The sequence below is a fragment of the Methanosarcina sp. WH1 genome, from assembly GCF_000970005.1.
Lineage (GTDB): Archaea > Halobacteriota > Methanosarcinia > Methanosarcinales > Methanosarcinaceae > Methanosarcina.
Map to the genome: position 1 here is coordinate 472,320 of NZ_CP009504.1, position 14,137 is coordinate 486,456.

At 41.5% G+C, this 14,137-nt stretch carries 12 protein-coding genes and 1 pseudogene; 4 read left to right on the top strand and 9 right to left on the bottom strand.

Going from position 1 to position 14,137, the window contains the following annotated elements; genetic code table 11:
• Positions 1-544: 544 nt before the first annotated feature.
• Positions 545-2,614, bottom strand: coding sequence for a cation:proton antiporter (locus tag MSWH1_RS02145; RefSeq protein ID WP_231591865.1), 2,070 nt, complete (start codon positions 2,612-2,614; stop codon positions 545-547).
• 539 nt (positions 2,615-3,153) lie between these two features.
• Here MSWH1_RS02145 and ablA point away from each other — a divergent pair.
• A complete protein-coding gene (ablA, locus tag MSWH1_RS02150; RefSeq protein WP_048125659.1) occupies positions 3,154-4,413 on the top strand; it encodes a lysine 2,3-aminomutase in 1,260 nt (419 codons plus the stop codon).
• Between the two features lie 174 nt (positions 4,414-4,587).
• Positions 4,588-5,436 carry a putative beta-lysine N-acetyltransferase gene (ablB, locus tag MSWH1_RS02155; RefSeq protein WP_255350505.1) on the top strand — a complete coding sequence of 283 codons (849 nt, stop codon included), beginning with the start codon at positions 4,588-4,590 and terminating at the stop codon, positions 5,434-5,436.
• A 284-nt stretch (positions 5,437-5,720) separates the two neighbouring features.
• Here the strand turns inward: ablB and MSWH1_RS18725 are convergent, their stop codons facing one another.
• The 3 genes from MSWH1_RS18725 to tnpA (MSWH1_RS02175) form a co-directional block, all read right to left on the bottom strand.
• Positions 5,721-6,101 (bottom strand): hypothetical protein, encoded by a 381-nt coding sequence (locus tag MSWH1_RS18725; protein ID WP_156148052.1) that lies wholly within the window; start codon positions 6,099-6,101, stop codon positions 5,721-5,723.
• Positions 6,102-6,256: 155 nt separating this feature from the next.
• Positions 6,257-6,913 carry a flavodoxin family protein gene (locus MSWH1_RS02170; RefSeq protein WP_048125665.1) on the bottom strand — a complete coding sequence of 219 codons (657 nt, stop codon included), beginning with the start codon at positions 6,911-6,913 and terminating at the stop codon, positions 6,257-6,259.
• Between the two features lie 182 nt (positions 6,914-7,095).
• Complete coding sequence (tnpA, locus tag MSWH1_RS02175) at positions 7,096-7,491, bottom strand: IS200/IS605 family transposase (RefSeq protein WP_048125667.1); 396 nt, start codon at positions 7,489-7,491, stop codon at positions 7,096-7,098.
• Positions 7,492-7,537: 46 nt separating this feature from the next.
• Between tnpA (MSWH1_RS02175) and tnpB (MSWH1_RS02180) the strand changes: the two are divergent.
• A pseudogene (tnpB, locus tag MSWH1_RS02180) lies at positions 7,538-8,651 on the top strand (IS200/IS605 family element RNA-guided endonuclease TnpB).
• Positions 8,652-8,776: 125 nt separating this feature from the next.
• On the opposite strand, the gene MSWH1_RS17775 reads toward tnpB (MSWH1_RS02180), so the two are convergent.
• The 5 genes from MSWH1_RS17775 to tnpA (MSWH1_RS02200) form a co-directional block, all read right to left on the bottom strand.
• Positions 8,777-8,953: a hypothetical protein gene (locus MSWH1_RS17775; protein WP_082088003.1), complete on the bottom strand. Its 177-nt coding sequence runs from the start codon at positions 8,951-8,953 to the stop codon at positions 8,777-8,779.
• Positions 8,954-9,240: 287 nt separating this feature from the next.
• A complete protein-coding gene (locus MSWH1_RS02185) occupies positions 9,241-10,293 on the bottom strand; it encodes an epoxyqueuosine reductase (protein WP_048125671.1) in 1,053 nt (350 codons plus the stop codon).
• Between the two features lie 326 nt (positions 10,294-10,619).
• Positions 10,620-11,687, bottom strand: a complete 1,068-nt coding sequence (locus tag MSWH1_RS02190; protein WP_048125672.1) for an epoxyqueuosine reductase — start codon at positions 11,685-11,687, stop codon at positions 10,620-10,622.
• Between the two features lie 299 nt (positions 11,688-11,986).
• Complete coding sequence (locus tag MSWH1_RS02195) at positions 11,987-12,184, bottom strand: hypothetical protein (RefSeq protein WP_048125674.1); 198 nt, start codon at positions 12,182-12,184, stop codon at positions 11,987-11,989.
• A gap of 246 nt (positions 12,185-12,430) precedes the next feature.
• On the bottom strand, positions 12,431-12,844 hold the full coding sequence (gene tnpA, locus MSWH1_RS02200) for an IS200/IS605 family transposase (RefSeq protein WP_082088004.1): 414 nt from the start codon (positions 12,842-12,844) through the stop codon (positions 12,431-12,433).
• Positions 12,845-12,872: 28 nt separating this feature from the next.
• On the opposite strand from tnpA (MSWH1_RS02200), the gene tnpB (MSWH1_RS02205) reads away from it, so the two are divergent.
• Positions 12,873-13,985, top strand: coding sequence for an IS200/IS605 family element RNA-guided endonuclease TnpB (gene tnpB / locus MSWH1_RS02205; protein ID WP_048125676.1), 1,113 nt, complete (start codon positions 12,873-12,875; stop codon positions 13,983-13,985).
• The last annotated feature ends 152 nt before the right edge of the window (positions 13,986-14,137 follow it).

The window sequence follows — 14,137 nt, forward strand, 5'->3', positions numbered from 1 at the left end:
GTTATCATTTTCATTTTTTCAATTTTAACTCCAAGTATACTTCTAATGACATATTGTCAATATGGGTATATAAAATGTAATGTATATTTTACATTAAGTTGGATAAATATTACATTATTTATAGATTTCGGAATGGGAAGAATAGTTAAAAACTCTGAATAAATATGGTCTGAAAAAAAGGTTTGAAGAAGAATATTTGAAGAGGGGGTTGTCCTCTTCGAGTGTGTCTGATAGGAATTTCAGCTGCTTAATCTTAATCTGGAACATTGTGCCAGATTGTTTAAATCTCTAAAAATCGAAATTCCATATAAAAATTTGAAGTTTTAAACCTGTTCAGCAGTCCATCTAAAATAGTTAATCTGTATCAGAGGGTTTTTCGCATTTTATCTGCACTGTACTAAATAATTTATATCTGATTAACCCATTATTATAACTATGGAGGATAAATTTTTAAGATATGCTGAAATTATATTTTGTATTACTCTTTTTGTACTTATTTTGGTTGCCTACAGTAATACACCGGTTTGAAATAAAATGAATTTTCTCATTTCTTCTCCTCAAAAAGCTCTCTAAGCTCTTCAAGTCTCTCCGGAGGGCTTATCACAAGCAGGATATCATCGGACTTAAGTTCTGTCTCAGCTCCCAGATCATAGATTAGCTTGTGGTCCCTGGAAATTGCAAGCACAGAAACTCCATACTTCTTCCGGATATTAAGGTCCACCAGAGTTTGCCCCGTGGCTTCCGAATTCTTCCCTACTCTTACGCTTCGGATTTCTACATCGGAAAAGTCAAGGGAAATTTCACAGATACTTTTCCGGCGCATTTCAGGGCTGCGAAGTATCCTGTAGTGGTTAGCTCGAAGTTGGTTTCCCATTGTTTCTATCTCACTGAAAGGGACCATGTACTTGTGGAGCACCCGGGAAAAGAGTTCTATGGAACTTTCAAATTCGTCCGAGATGACCTCATCCGCCCCAAGAGCATAAAATCGGTCGAGTTCACTCAGGAAGTGGGTTCTTGCAATAATATGGATTTCAGGATTCAACCTCCTTGCCGCTTCAATGATCCTCTGTGCACTTACGGGGTCGCCTGCAGTTATAACAACTGATTTTGCAGCCCTGATGCCTGCATGTTCCAATACGGCTTTCTGGGCTGCATCTCCGTACATAATAGGTTCTCCTTTTGACTTTTCTTTCCTTACGGTATCCGGGTTGATGTCGATTATGTTGTAGGGAATCAAAGCTGCCCGGGCAGCGGTCGCAACGTTTCTTCCGTTGACTCCGTAGCCTATAATGATCAGATGGTTTTCAATTCCTCCTTTCCTGCTGTACTCTAAAAACCCTCTGTACCAGCCGGATTTTAGCACCGGGGGAAGGGAAAGCCCCTGAGCGAAAGCCGCAGCTCGGGGGGCCATACCCATGATGAAAGGGGTAAGCACCATGGAAAGCACTGCCACGTCCAGGAACTCCTGATAGATTTCTGCGGAAAGGAGCCTGTTTTCAAAACCGACACCTGCAAGGATCAGGGAAAACTCTCCTACCTGGGAAAGGGAAAAGCCTACCAGGATCATCGTATTCAGGGGAAAACCGATAAGGAAGGTGCTCAGGGCATTTATGAAAGCCTTGAGTAGCAGCACTGCAAAAGTGGCAGTCAGGATCAGGAATAAGTGCTGCCTCAGGATGTCCAGGTCAAGCAGCATCCCTATGGAGATAAAAAAGATGCTCATGAACATATCCCTGAAGGGGATGACGTTTCCAAGGGCCTGGGTTGCATATTCGGACTCGGAAATAATCAGCCCTGCCAGGAAAGCCCCGAGGGCGAGGGAGAGCCCTGCCATGGAGGTTATCCAGGCAACAGAGAGCCCTATTACCACCACACTCAGGAGAAAAAGTTCACTATTGCGGGTCCTTGCAACCTGGTACATAATAAAAGGAACCACATACCTGGCGCTGATCAGGGTAAGCAGGACAAGCCCCAGGGCTTGCAGGATAAGCTCTAAAAAGCCGTTTCCTTCTCCCGAAACGCCCGCAAGAGGGGGAGTCAGGAGGATAATTACCACTGCAGCCACGTCCTGGAAAATCAGGATTCCCAGTGAAGTTCTCCCGTGGGCACTGTAGATCTCTCCTCTTTCTTGCAGGATCTTAAGGACAATTGCCGTGCTGCTCAGTGCTACCAGCGTCCCCAGGAAAATAGAAGTTTCCCTGGAGCTCCCCAGCAGCAAGAAAATAATAGTGATCGCAAGAGTAGTAATTGAAAGCTGAAGCCCACCTCCAAGGAGTACTATTCGCTTGAGCTGCAGGAGGTCGCGCAGGGAAAACTCTATCCCTATGGTGAAAAGCAGGAGTACGACCCCTATCTCGGCCAGCAATTCGATTTCTCCGCTCTCCTGAATCAACCCGAGCCCAAAAGGCCCGGCAATGATACCTGCAATTAAAAAGCCCACCAGCGGTACAATCCTTAGTCTGGAAAATGCAAAGACTACAGGGATCGAGAGCCCGAAAATAATCAGAAGGTCCCTTAAAAGTAATGATACCATCAATTGTAGATTGATTTCTAAATTAATATATATTTCATTGATGCAAAGTGGAAACACCCCTGCAATGGGGTACCCTGGCAATAACAAAATTCATCGGGGATATATCCGGAAAATAAATGTAAAAATGGAATTATAGGGCATTAAAATCTTTTTTTAACCCTAAAACCCTTAAATAAACTCTATTAGATAATTAAATGTAAATTATAGCCTTTATCTCTTTATGAAAATTTTATTGCATTCCGGAAACTGCTAAATAAAGAATCAATTTCTTTTCTTCCTTTTTATGTGCATATACTCTCCCCAGAGGAAGCAAAATAGAGAATGCCAGAAGAATTGTAATTTTAAAAGAAGATAAAAGGACAGAAAAAGGTGAAATCTAAAATTGTCATGAATATAATAGTGATTTTTAAGATTTATTTTTGAAAAAGGGAAATTTTTAAAACTTCTTTAACAAAAAAGTATTTAATATATGCATTAAATCTTAGTATTATTCAATTAAAGACGCATTTTCTTTAAATAAGCTGGAAAAGACAGGATTTTTTATCCTAATCAGGATTCCATTTACTATATTTTGGACATGTGTCCCTTAATTTTTCTTCCAGCTTTCACGAGGTTTAAACGTGAGATCTAAAATTAAAGACTATTTTAACGCATCTAATGAAGAATTTTCAGACTGGAAATGGCAATACAGGCACAGAATTACTACCGTGGAAGAGCTTGAAAAACTGGTTCCGCTTTCGGAGCCTGAAAAAAAAGACATAAAGAAAGCGCTTGACGTTTTTCCAATGGCGATATCTCCTTATTATGCTTCCCTTATTGATCCGGAAGACCTGGAATGTCCTATCCGAATGCAGGCTGTACCCCTTTCAGCTGAACTTCAAAAATCATCATGGGAACTTGAAGATCCTCTATGCGAGGATAGTGACTCTCCTTCTGAAGAGAGTTGCATAACTCACAGGTACCCGGACAGGGTACTTTTCCTTATCTCAAATCGCTGTGGGATGTACTGCAGGCACTGCACCCGTAAACGCAGGGTCGGCAACAGAGAACATGACTATTCTGAACAGGTAATCAGGGAGGGGGTCGAGTATGTCAGGGAGCACCCTGAAATAAGGGATGTCTTGCTTTCGGGGGGAGATGCCCTTCTTGTTTCTGATGAGAGGCTGGACTGGCTCTTAAGGGAACTTTTTGATATTCCTCATGTGGAGATAGTAAGGATAGGCACAAGGGCTCCTGTAACCCTGCCCCAGCGCATAACCCCGGAACTGTGTGAAATCCTGGGGAAATACCCTTCGGTCTGGCTCAACACCCACTTTAACCACCCAAAAGAGATTACTTCTGAAGCTAAAAAGGCAATGGATATGCTTTCCCGTGCAGGAATCCCTCTGGGCAACCAGTCCGTACTCCTCAGGGGAGTAAACGACTGTCCGGTAATAATCAAAAAACTCTGTCACGAACTCCTGAAGATAAAGACCAGGCCCTATTACCTCTACCAGTGCGATCTTTCCTTCGGGCTGGAACATTTCAGAACCTCAGTTGCAAGGGGTATAGAGATCATAGAGATGCTCAGGGGGCATACCTCAGGGCTTGCTGTCCCTACTTTTGTGGTCGACGCTCCTGGTGGAGGAGGAAAAATCCCTGTTGGACCCAATTACCTTATCTCAAATTCAGATAATGGAGTCACCCTCAGGAATTACGAAGGGGTGATCTGCATATACCCGGAACCTGCAGAGTATTCTGCGGTGTGCCAGCAAAAATGTTCAATCTGCGATAAGAACCCCGGGCTTAAAAGTGATACGGGCCTTGCAAAACTCTGTGATGAAGATAATGATGTCATATCCATCGAGCCCGAAGGGCTTGAAAGAAAACAGCGTTTCTGAAGAGGAAAAAGCCAGGAAATACCGGTGCTCCGAAAGCAAAAAAAGTGTTTAATAACTTAAGGAGGTGTTACTGCGGAAAAAAACGTTCCTTTAACGCTTGAGATTAAAGAAGAACTCCCGGACTATTGGAAAAAAGCAGAACTGAATACTCCAGGGGCAAAGGCTGAACTCATTATTGATTACTACAATAGAAGAATAAAAATCATGGATTTTTCCGGGTTTTTTGAAGAAATCTCCGGAGCCCTCGAAGCCCTTGCCGAAGCAGAAGAAATGGAAAAAATAATCGTATACACTCCGCCAGAAAAAGGGCACGAGGTCAAAAACTGCGGATATGTAGAGGAAGGGATCATCAGAGGATATTACCCCGAAAAGGACTGCCGTATTTTCTCAAGCTACCTGGATAAATCTAGAGGAATTTCCTTTAATAAGGAAAAAGAGGATCAGGTAATCAAAAATTGCCTGAGGAAGGGTAGAGGGACTGGAAAACACCCACATAAATCAGGAAATTCCCGGAAAAAAGAGGGCTGGAAAAAACAAAAAGAAAAAATCCAGCTTCCAGAAGAGTACGTACTCAGGTTCGCAGTCCAGGCTGATGCCTCCTCAATGGCAACTCTTTACAGTCAGGAATTTCAATTTTATCCCACTCCCGTGCACATGGAAAGCTACCTGCTCAAAACCATGGATTCCGATGTCCTTTACCTTCTTGTGGAAAAGCAAGGGAAAATTGTGAGCCTTGCTTCGGCAGAAATGGATTCCGAAACCGGGAGTGCTGAAATCACTGACTGCCTGACAGTTTCTTCAGAAAGAGGAAAAGGGTTGATAAAAGAGCTTATTGTAGCTCTGGAAAAAGAACTTTCAAACAGAGGCTTCCGGAGTACCTATACTCTCTGCAGGGCTTTGTCTTTTGGCATAAACACAGCCTTTGTCTCCCTTGGCTATGCTTACACAGGCAGGCTCGTGAACAACTGCAGGATAGGAGAGGGGTTTGAAGATATGAACATCTGGTGTAAAATGCTAAAGTGAATGCCCCTGAAAAATCAGGACTTAAGGAAAAACGCTTAAGGAAAAACGCTTAAGGAAAAACGCTTAAGGAAAAACGCTTAAGGAAAATCGCTTAAGGAAAAATGCTTAAGGAAAAACGCTGATTTGCTGTTGAAGCTGTTCTACGGTTTTCTTCGCAGCTTCTTCAGCCAGATACTTTCTGTAAACTTTTAAAGACACAATCCTTTTTGTGGAATCCTGCAATTCCATATTCCCATGTATCAGCTTTTCCCCACCCCTGGAGCCCGTGTTTACAAAAGTTACAGTTACATTTCTTTCTTTGAATTATTCAAAATATTTTGTGTCTCTCCCGCAGAGGTATAGAATAACAGGATATTCGGGTCTGAAGAGGCGTAAACAGGTGTATTGAGCCCATCTTGTTTACTTACATTCACCAGAAGGGCTTGAAAATCATACTTATCCTCAACCGCATCGGTGACTGATATTTCCATGCATGTTTTTCCAGTTCCGCTTCGAGTTTTACTCAGGTATTTAGAGGTGGAATCGTCTCCTTCTACATAAAGATAGATCCTGCTCGGGAAGTCAATCTGAGGGTCCCCCGAGGAATAAGCACTTACCTTTGAATTTGTTTGCGTCTCACTCTGAGCCGCCTTAGAGTCCAGAGTATAAAATGAATAAAATGACAACTGTAAGGATAAGCACGAAAAGGGGAACTTTTTTTATATACCTTCAGCAGGAAACCCCTGAGTCTTTAGTCCAGGGATCGTTAACTTCAAACAATTACACAATAAACATTATATATAAAATATTAAAAAAATATAAAATTAAGTGGGTTTTCGATTCATTCTTTTGACTTCAGGTATTCTGCAATCTTCTTGCCCAGTTCTTTTGCGGCAGTGACAGCTTCAGGCTGGTCTTCAAATTTGTTTATTCCTGCGGACGCTTTAGTTGCATCCGGGCCGAACATCATCTTGATGCCGCTCATGTCACATTCGTCTCCATATTTGCATTTCACACAGGGGTTATTGCCAAGGACCCTGACAGAACCTACTGCCTCCATCCCTTCCTCCATCATGTAATATGTGATCGCATTAATACCGTTCTCACATGCAGGTGGCAACTTAAATGATTCCTTAGGGACTGCACATGTAACTATGATCCCGCCTGGTTTTCCCTTCATGAATCCGTATCTATGGCGAAGCGGATAGAGCCTTTCAATGAATGCCTTTGTACGTGAGTCAAGGGTGGAATATGGTGTAAAACCTGCAATAATAAGAGCATCTGCTTCTTTAGCTTTTTCTGCCAGGGCAATGCCGTCGTCTTTAATTACACAGACATTTGTATCTACGCAGCCCAGACAGGCCTTGCAGGGAGCAATGGTATAATCGATCAGCTTGACAAATTCGTAATCCATACCTGTTGCTTCAAGTGCCGCTTTAAGAGCACGATCCGTATTGCTATCTTTAATCGGGGAACCCGATACTCCCAGAACTTTCATAATTATCCTCCACTTAAATAATCAGTTTGTAATCACTTTAAATCTTGTGCTTAAAAGAAGGTTTGGAAAGGAGGTATCAAAACTGAATATGAAAATGATGAGTAAGATATTGGAGGAAATGTCTTTATATGAAGAAGCGTAAAACCCCTGAATCTTTAGCTCAGGGGATATAAGCGTCAACTTCACTCCTGATTCCGTATGTAATATTCTGCCGCCTCTTTACTAACATTTCCGATAGTAGACGCAAAATAACCATTACTCCATAACGTATTCTCACCCCAATAATACTTTTTCATATATTCTTTTTGAGTTTTCCATAACCTGTTAGTATATTCTTGTTTCAATTTTCTGACAATTGACAAAACGCTAACTTTCGGCTCACTCTTGATCAAGAAATGAATATGGTCTTTGTCAGTTTCCATTTCAAGGATTTCAAAGTTAGACTCTTTTGAAATGTCAATCATAATCTGTTTGAGTTCTTCGCTAATTGGTTCAAGTATGACTTTTTGGTATTTGCAAACAAAAATAACATGATACATTAACAAAAATTTGCTATGATTCCGTGTTTCATACTTCATATTTACCAAAAAGTATATATATTGTTAAAGAATATAGTGCCTTTGTATGATGCAAGCGTTCAAATTTAGACTCTATCCTACAACTACACAAGCTATTCAATTGAATCAGCATATAGGTAGCTGTAGATTTGTCTATAATTGGGCACTTGACCAGAAAATTAAAACTTATGAGCAGACAGGGGAATCAATTTCCAGATTTGACTTAAACAAATTAATTCCTACTCTAAAGGTTTCTAATGAGTGGTTAGGAGAAGTTAACTCTCAATCATTACAGGGGATGACTAAGCACGTTGAATCCGCTTTCACTAGATTCTTTAGAGAGAAAACAGGGTTTCCCAAAGTTCAAATCAAAAAAGAATCCGATACAGTCTTTCCCTGTACCTCAACACTACACTGTAAACTTTGAAAATAATACTATCAAGCTTCCAAAAATAGAACCAATTAAAGCAGTTCTTCACAGGAAGTTTGAAGGAGAGCCTAAAACGGCTACGGTATCAAGGACATGTAAAGGACATTACTACATCAGTATCCTTGTTGAAGATGGAAAAGAACTTCCAGTAAAGGAAGCTTTCACAGAATCAACAACAGTAGGAATTGATGTAGGTATCAAAGACTTTGCTGTCCTTTCAACAGGAGAAAAGGTTGAGAATCCAAAGTACTTGAAAAACTCTCTTAAAAGGCTCAAAGTATTACAGAAAAGAGTCTCAAGGAAACAGAAAGGCTCTAAGAACAGGGCAAAAGCTAAACGAAGACTTGCTGTACTCCATGACAAAATAACAAATCAGAGAAATGACTTCCAGAACAAACTCTCTTTTAGACTTGTTAGCGAAAACCAAGCTGTAGCTCTGGAAACTCTAAATGTTAAAGGCATGGTTAAGAATCATCACTTAGCACAGGCTATAAGTGATTCTGCGTGGAGTAGTTTTGTAACAAAGTTGGAATATAAGGCTCAATGGTTTGGTAAAACCGTCCTGAGAATAGGACAATTTGAACCCTCTTCTAAGCTATGTAGTGTGTGTGGATACCACAATAAAGAGCTTCAGCTAAAAGACAGAGAATGGATTTGTCCAGACTGTAAAACCAAACACGATAGAGACATTAATGCCGCTATCAATATCAAAAAATTCGCTCTCATAGATCAGAATCTAATTGGATTATGACACCGTAGGGACTACGGGGATGAGCTTGGGGACTTGCCCTCAATAGAGGGAGGAATGAACCAAGAAGCCACTCAGTCTTTAGCTGAGTGGTAGTTCACATATCAGTCTCTTATCTTTTTCAGCAGTCACGCCATGTTCTGACCGAGTTTTTTCATGGTCTGCAGTTTGAAAAGTGGATCTTTTCCTCTATTATGCTCTGATCCAGAAACTATAACTGCCCTTTCTATCAGAGCTTTCATCTCACTTTTCAGATCGGCAACATATGTGGGTGTTGTCAATATGATGCCATCGGCTTCGATCATCTTTTCAATGCACTCATTTATTCCATCTCCAGAAGCTCTCGGATAGCGGTATGATCATTCAACAACATGAAAGAGGGGAATATGTGATCACTGGTAAAGGATTCAGGGTGATGGAAAGTGTCAGCGATATATGTTTCTTTTTCGTTTCTGAAGAGAATTAAGCATTCTGGAACAAATGTAGAGGGGCAAGGAATGTATTCAACATGATACCTCTCTTTACCGCAGACACATGAAAACCCATCTTATTTGAAGAGGATATACGTTTTTTTTGCTTAATTTCTGCTTAATTATTCCTCTGAAACCGATTCGTAAAGTTTTCTCCTTTCCGGGGGCATGGCTTCAAGATATTCCTTTGCTTCTTCGGGAGGGACTGCTCTGCAGGTACCGTCAGGTTCCTGTATGACCACGCCGCTTTCTTTGAGCATCCTGTACCGTGCTTTTCGGACTTCTTTGTCTGGATGGCAGACGAAGTGGCAGTTGGAACAGGTATATTCCATTCTATTTCCTGGAATCAGGCAAATAAAAAACCCACCCTTTATCTTCGGCCTTTCGAGGTAAGCTTCTATGGTACCGGGCAGAGCAGCAATGAACTCTTCATCCTTTTCAGGGATTTTAAAGCGCGCAGGAGACCAGGTAGACCACTTTCCTGAAGAGTTGAGGCCTGCGAGTCCTCCGCAGACAAGGAAGCAGCGGCTATTGCTTCTTCGCTTCCCATAGCTAAACTCTTTTCCTCCAAGGGTTATAGTGACCTTCTCAACCGGGTCCACGTATCCGGAGGAACAGACTGAAAGGCAGAGCTTGCATTCGTCACAGTAGTTTTCTTCTTCTGGAAGAGGGTCTGTTGGAGTCAGTTCCGCGTCAGTAACGACTGAGGCCAGGACAATCGCTGACCCGTATTCCTTTGTAATAATGTTTCCTGAGTATCCGAAGTGCCCTATCCCTGAGCGAACAGCCAGGTACCTGTGGGAAATAGGGGGGTGCATGTCCATCATCCAGTTTTCCGTATCCATCCTGTAAACGAAATTTGCAGATTGAGGGACAGCTTTGTACCCCATCTGCTGCAGGAACCCTGCCATTTCTAGGGCGATCCCGTTGGCAAGAGTGGTTGTCCGGACCTTATTCTTTTCGAGGGATTCATGGTCCTCTTTTTTGAAGTAAGGGTCGATAAGGCTCTGGTCAAAAGCCAGGGCAAAACAGATAGCTGACTTTGCTTCAGGCAGTACATAGGTCAGGTCGGCAGAAGGGGGGCCTCCTGCAAGGGTTTCAGTTGTTGCTATTCCCACTTTGAAGGCTCCAAGGGTCAGAGCCATCTCTTTGAGAGATTCGGTTAGTTCGTTCATTTTCCTATTCCTCTTAAACACCAAAAAAGATTAATTCCCAGTATAGTTTATGTAAGGTCACCGATATATTCTTAACCTGCACTGGAGTGTACTTCTAAGACTCAGGTATAGTCCAATGACCTTTTGCCTACTTCTTTTAGTACTGTTTTTCAGAACACGTTTTTTCTGAATTTGGAAGCCCCAGGATAAAAAATGTAATAATAAAAGTAATAGAAAAGTTAGTCTGCTTGAGCGAGTAAAACGAGCGAATCAGACAGCTCACTGCAGAGTTGCAACTCTGCTGGCACAACTATACTGAAAAATAAAAAGTCGTTTTTAGGGAAAAATCATTCCTCTGAAACCAACTCGTAAAGTTTTCTCCTTTCCGGGGGCATGGCTTCAAGGTATTTTTTTGCTTCTTCGGGAGAGACTGCCCTGCGGGTTCCATCGGGTTCCTGTATAATCACACCGCTTTCTATGAGCATTCTGTACCGTGCTTTTCTTACTTCCTTATCTGGGTGGCAGACAAGCTGACAGCAGGAACAGGTGTATTCCAGCCTGTAACCTGGCATCCCTGCGAAGAAAAATCCTCCTTTGATCTTTGGCCTTTCAATGTACGCTTGCATAGCAGGAATCTGCGCATCAGGATTCAGCATATCAGGAACATCTTCGTCTTTTTCGGCAATCTCAAAGCGTGCTGGAGACCAGGTGGACCATTTTCCTGAAGGGTTCAGGCCTGACAGTCCTCCGCAGACATAACCGCAGCGGGAGTAGTTTCTTCGCTTCCCATAACTGAACTCTTTTCCCCCAAGAGTAACCGTGACCTTTTCAACGGGGTCCACGAATCCGGAGGAACAGACTTTGAGGCAGAGCTTGCACTCGTCACAGTAATTTTCTTCTTCTGGCAGGGGGTCTGTCGGGACAAGTTCTGCGTCTGTAACTACTGAGGCCAGGACAATTGCAGACCCGTATTTGTTTGTGATAATTTGTCCGGAATACCCGAAGTATCCGACACCTGAGCGGACTGCCAGGTACTTGTGAGATATCGGGGGTTTCATGTCTTCAGGCCCGTTTTCGCTGTCCATCCTGTAAACGAAATTTGCAGCCTGAGGGACAGCTTTGTACCCCATCTGCTGCAGGAACCCTGCCATTTCCAGGGCGACCCCGTTGGCAAGGGTGGTTGTCCGCACTTTATTAGTTTCAAGAGATTCATGATCCTCTTTTTTAAAGTACGGGTCTATAAGGCTCTGGTCAAAAGCCAGGGCGAAACAGATTGCCGATTTTGCTTCAGGAAGCACATATGTCAGGTCGGCAGAAGGGGGCCCGTCTGCAAGGTTTTCCGTGGTTGCTATTCCCACTTTGAAGGCTCCAAGGGTCAGAGCCATTTCTTTGAGAGATTCGGTTAATTCGTCCATTTTCAATTCCTCTAACACTAAAAGATTAATTTCCAGAATAGTTTATGCAGGGTCATTTATATATACTTAACATACACTGGAGTGTACTTCTAAGACTCAGGTATAGTCCAATGACTTTGTTCCAGCTATATGCTCTTACGGAACAGAGCGGAATATGGGAAAAAAGTATAAACAAAAATAAAAATAAAAGAAAAGTTAGTCCGTTTGAGCGAAGCGAAACGGACCGCGCACTGTTGCGATTACATCGTAACTTCCCGAAAATCTCCGATTTCCTGAGATTCCAAAGTGCAACTCGGGTTTTACGCCATCACAACTCCGTATTTCGCAAACACCTGTACAAATGTCTGTCTCAGTTCTTCTGCTACCTTTATTGTTTCCACCGTATCATTGAGGCTTGCAGTGTTTCCAAGTTCTGTGATTTTTAGCTTTACAGCCTGCACTGCAGAAATGTCGTTTTTACAGGAAGAAGTGTAAAACCCATGAAATATTAATTTCATGGGATATAAGCGTCAACTTTCATAAATTCACTGTACCAAGTTCGTATTCATGTAAAGCCTAAACGGACGAATGGACAGAACTCAGTAGGGATGGTATAGCCCGAATTAACACTCATGGAAATGCCGATGGTTTTCTATGAAGTGAGAAGCTGCTAAGTCTTTAGCTTAGGGGTAGTTCACTTTTATCTTTATATGAAGAAGCGTAAAACCCCTGAGTCTTTAGCTCAGGGGATATAAGCGTCAACTTCAACCCTGATTCCGTATGTAATATTCTGCCGCCTCTTTACTAATATTTCCGATAGTAGACGCAAAATAACCATCACTCCATAACGTATTCTCACCCCAATAATACTTTTTCATATATTCTTTTTGAGTTTTCCATAACCTGTTAGTATATTCTTGTTTCAATTTTCTGACAATTGACAAAACGCTAACTTTCGGCTCACTCTTGATCAAGAAATGAATATGGTCTTTGTCAGTTTCCATTTCAAGGATTTCAAAGTTAGACTCTTTTGAAATGTCAATCATAATCTGTTTGAGTTCTTCGCTAATTGGTTCAAGTATGACTTTTTGGTATTTGCAAACAAAAATAACATGATACATTAACAAAAATTTGCTATGATTCCGTGTTTCATACTTCACATTTACCAAAATATATATATGTTGTTAAAGCATATTATGCCTTTGTATGATGCAAACGTTCAAATTTAGACTCTATCCTACAACTACACAAGCTATTCAATTGAATCAGCATATAGGTAGCTGTAGATTTGTCTATAATTGGGCACTTGACCAGAAAATTAAAACTTATGAGCAGACAGGGGAATCAATTTCCAGATTTGACTTAAACAAATTAATTCCTACTCTAAAGGCTTCTAATGAGTGGTTAGGAGAAGTTAACTCTCAATCATTACAGGGGATGACTAAGCAGGTTGAATCCGCTTTCACTAGATTCTTTAGAGAGAAAACAGGGTTTCCAAAGTTCAAATCAAAAAAGAATCCGATACAGTCTTTTCCTGTACCTCAACACTACACTGTAAACTTTGAAAATAATACTATCAAGCTTCCTAAAATAGAACCAATTAAAGCAGTTCTTCACAGGAAGTTTGAAGGAGAGCCTAAAACGGCTACGGTATCAAGGACATGTAAAGGACATTACTACATCAGTATCCTTGTTGAAGATGGAAAAGAACTTCCAGTAAAGGAAGCTTTCACAGAATCAACAACAGTAGGAATTGATGTAGGTATCAAAGACTTTGCTGTCCTTTCAACAGGAGAAAAGGTTGAGAATCCAAAGTACTTGAAAAACTCTCTTAAAAGGCTCAAAGTATTACAGAAAAGAGTCTCAAGGAAACAGAAAGGCTCTAAGAACAGGGCAAAAGCTAAACGAAGACTTGCTGTACTCCATGACAAAATAACAAATCAGAGAAATGACTTCCAGAACAAACTCTCTTTTAGACTTGTTAGCGAAAACCAAGCTGTAGCTCTGGAAACTTTAAATGTTAAAGGCATGGTTAAGAATCATCACTTAGCACAGGCTATAAGTGATTCTGCGTGGAGTAGTTTTGTAACAAAGTTGGAATATAAGGCTCAATGGTTTGGAAAAACCGTCCTGAGAATAGGACAATTTGGACCCTCTTCTAAGCTATGTAGTGTGTGTGGATACCACAATAAAGAGCTTCAGCTAAAAGACAGAGAATGGATTTGTCCAGACTGTAAAACCAAACACCATAGAGACATTAATGCCGCTATCAATATCAAAAAATTCGCTCTCATAGATCAGAATCTAATTGGATTATGACACCGTAGGGACTACGGGGATGAGCTTGGGGACTTGCCCTCAATAGAGGGAGGAATGAACCAAGAAGCCACTCAGTCTTTAGCTGAGTGGTAGTTCACCTCCTCCTCTTGACTTTCATATTTCCTTCAACTTTCTTTTCCCCTTAAATTCAG

Bases quoted from the DNA above. Each gene is read 5' to 3' on its own strand.
- MSWH1_RS02170 (WP_048125665.1), bottom strand. From the start codon at position 6,913: ATGAAAGTTCTGGGAGTATCGGGTTCCCCGATTAAAGATAGCAATACG.
- tnpA (WP_048125667.1), bottom strand. From the start codon at position 7,491: ATGAAGTATGAAACACGGAATCATAGCAAATTTTTGTTAATGTATCAT.
- MSWH1_RS17775 (WP_082088003.1), bottom strand. From the start codon at position 8,953: ATGATCGAAGCCGATGGCATCATATTGACAACACCCACATATGTTGCC.
- MSWH1_RS02185 (WP_048125671.1), bottom strand. From the start codon at position 10,293: ATGAACGAACTAACCGAATCTCTCAAAGAGATGGCTCTGACCCTTGGA.
- MSWH1_RS02190 (WP_048125672.1), bottom strand. From the start codon at position 11,687: ATGGACGAATTAACCGAATCTCTCAAAGAAATGGCTCTGACCCTTGGA.
- MSWH1_RS02195 (WP_048125674.1), bottom strand. From the start codon at position 12,184: ATGAAATTAATATTTCATGGGTTTTACACTTCTTCCTGTAAAAACGAC.
- tnpB (WP_048125676.1), top strand. From the start codon at position 12,873: ATGATGCAAACGTTCAAATTTAGACTCTATCCTACAACTACACAAGCT.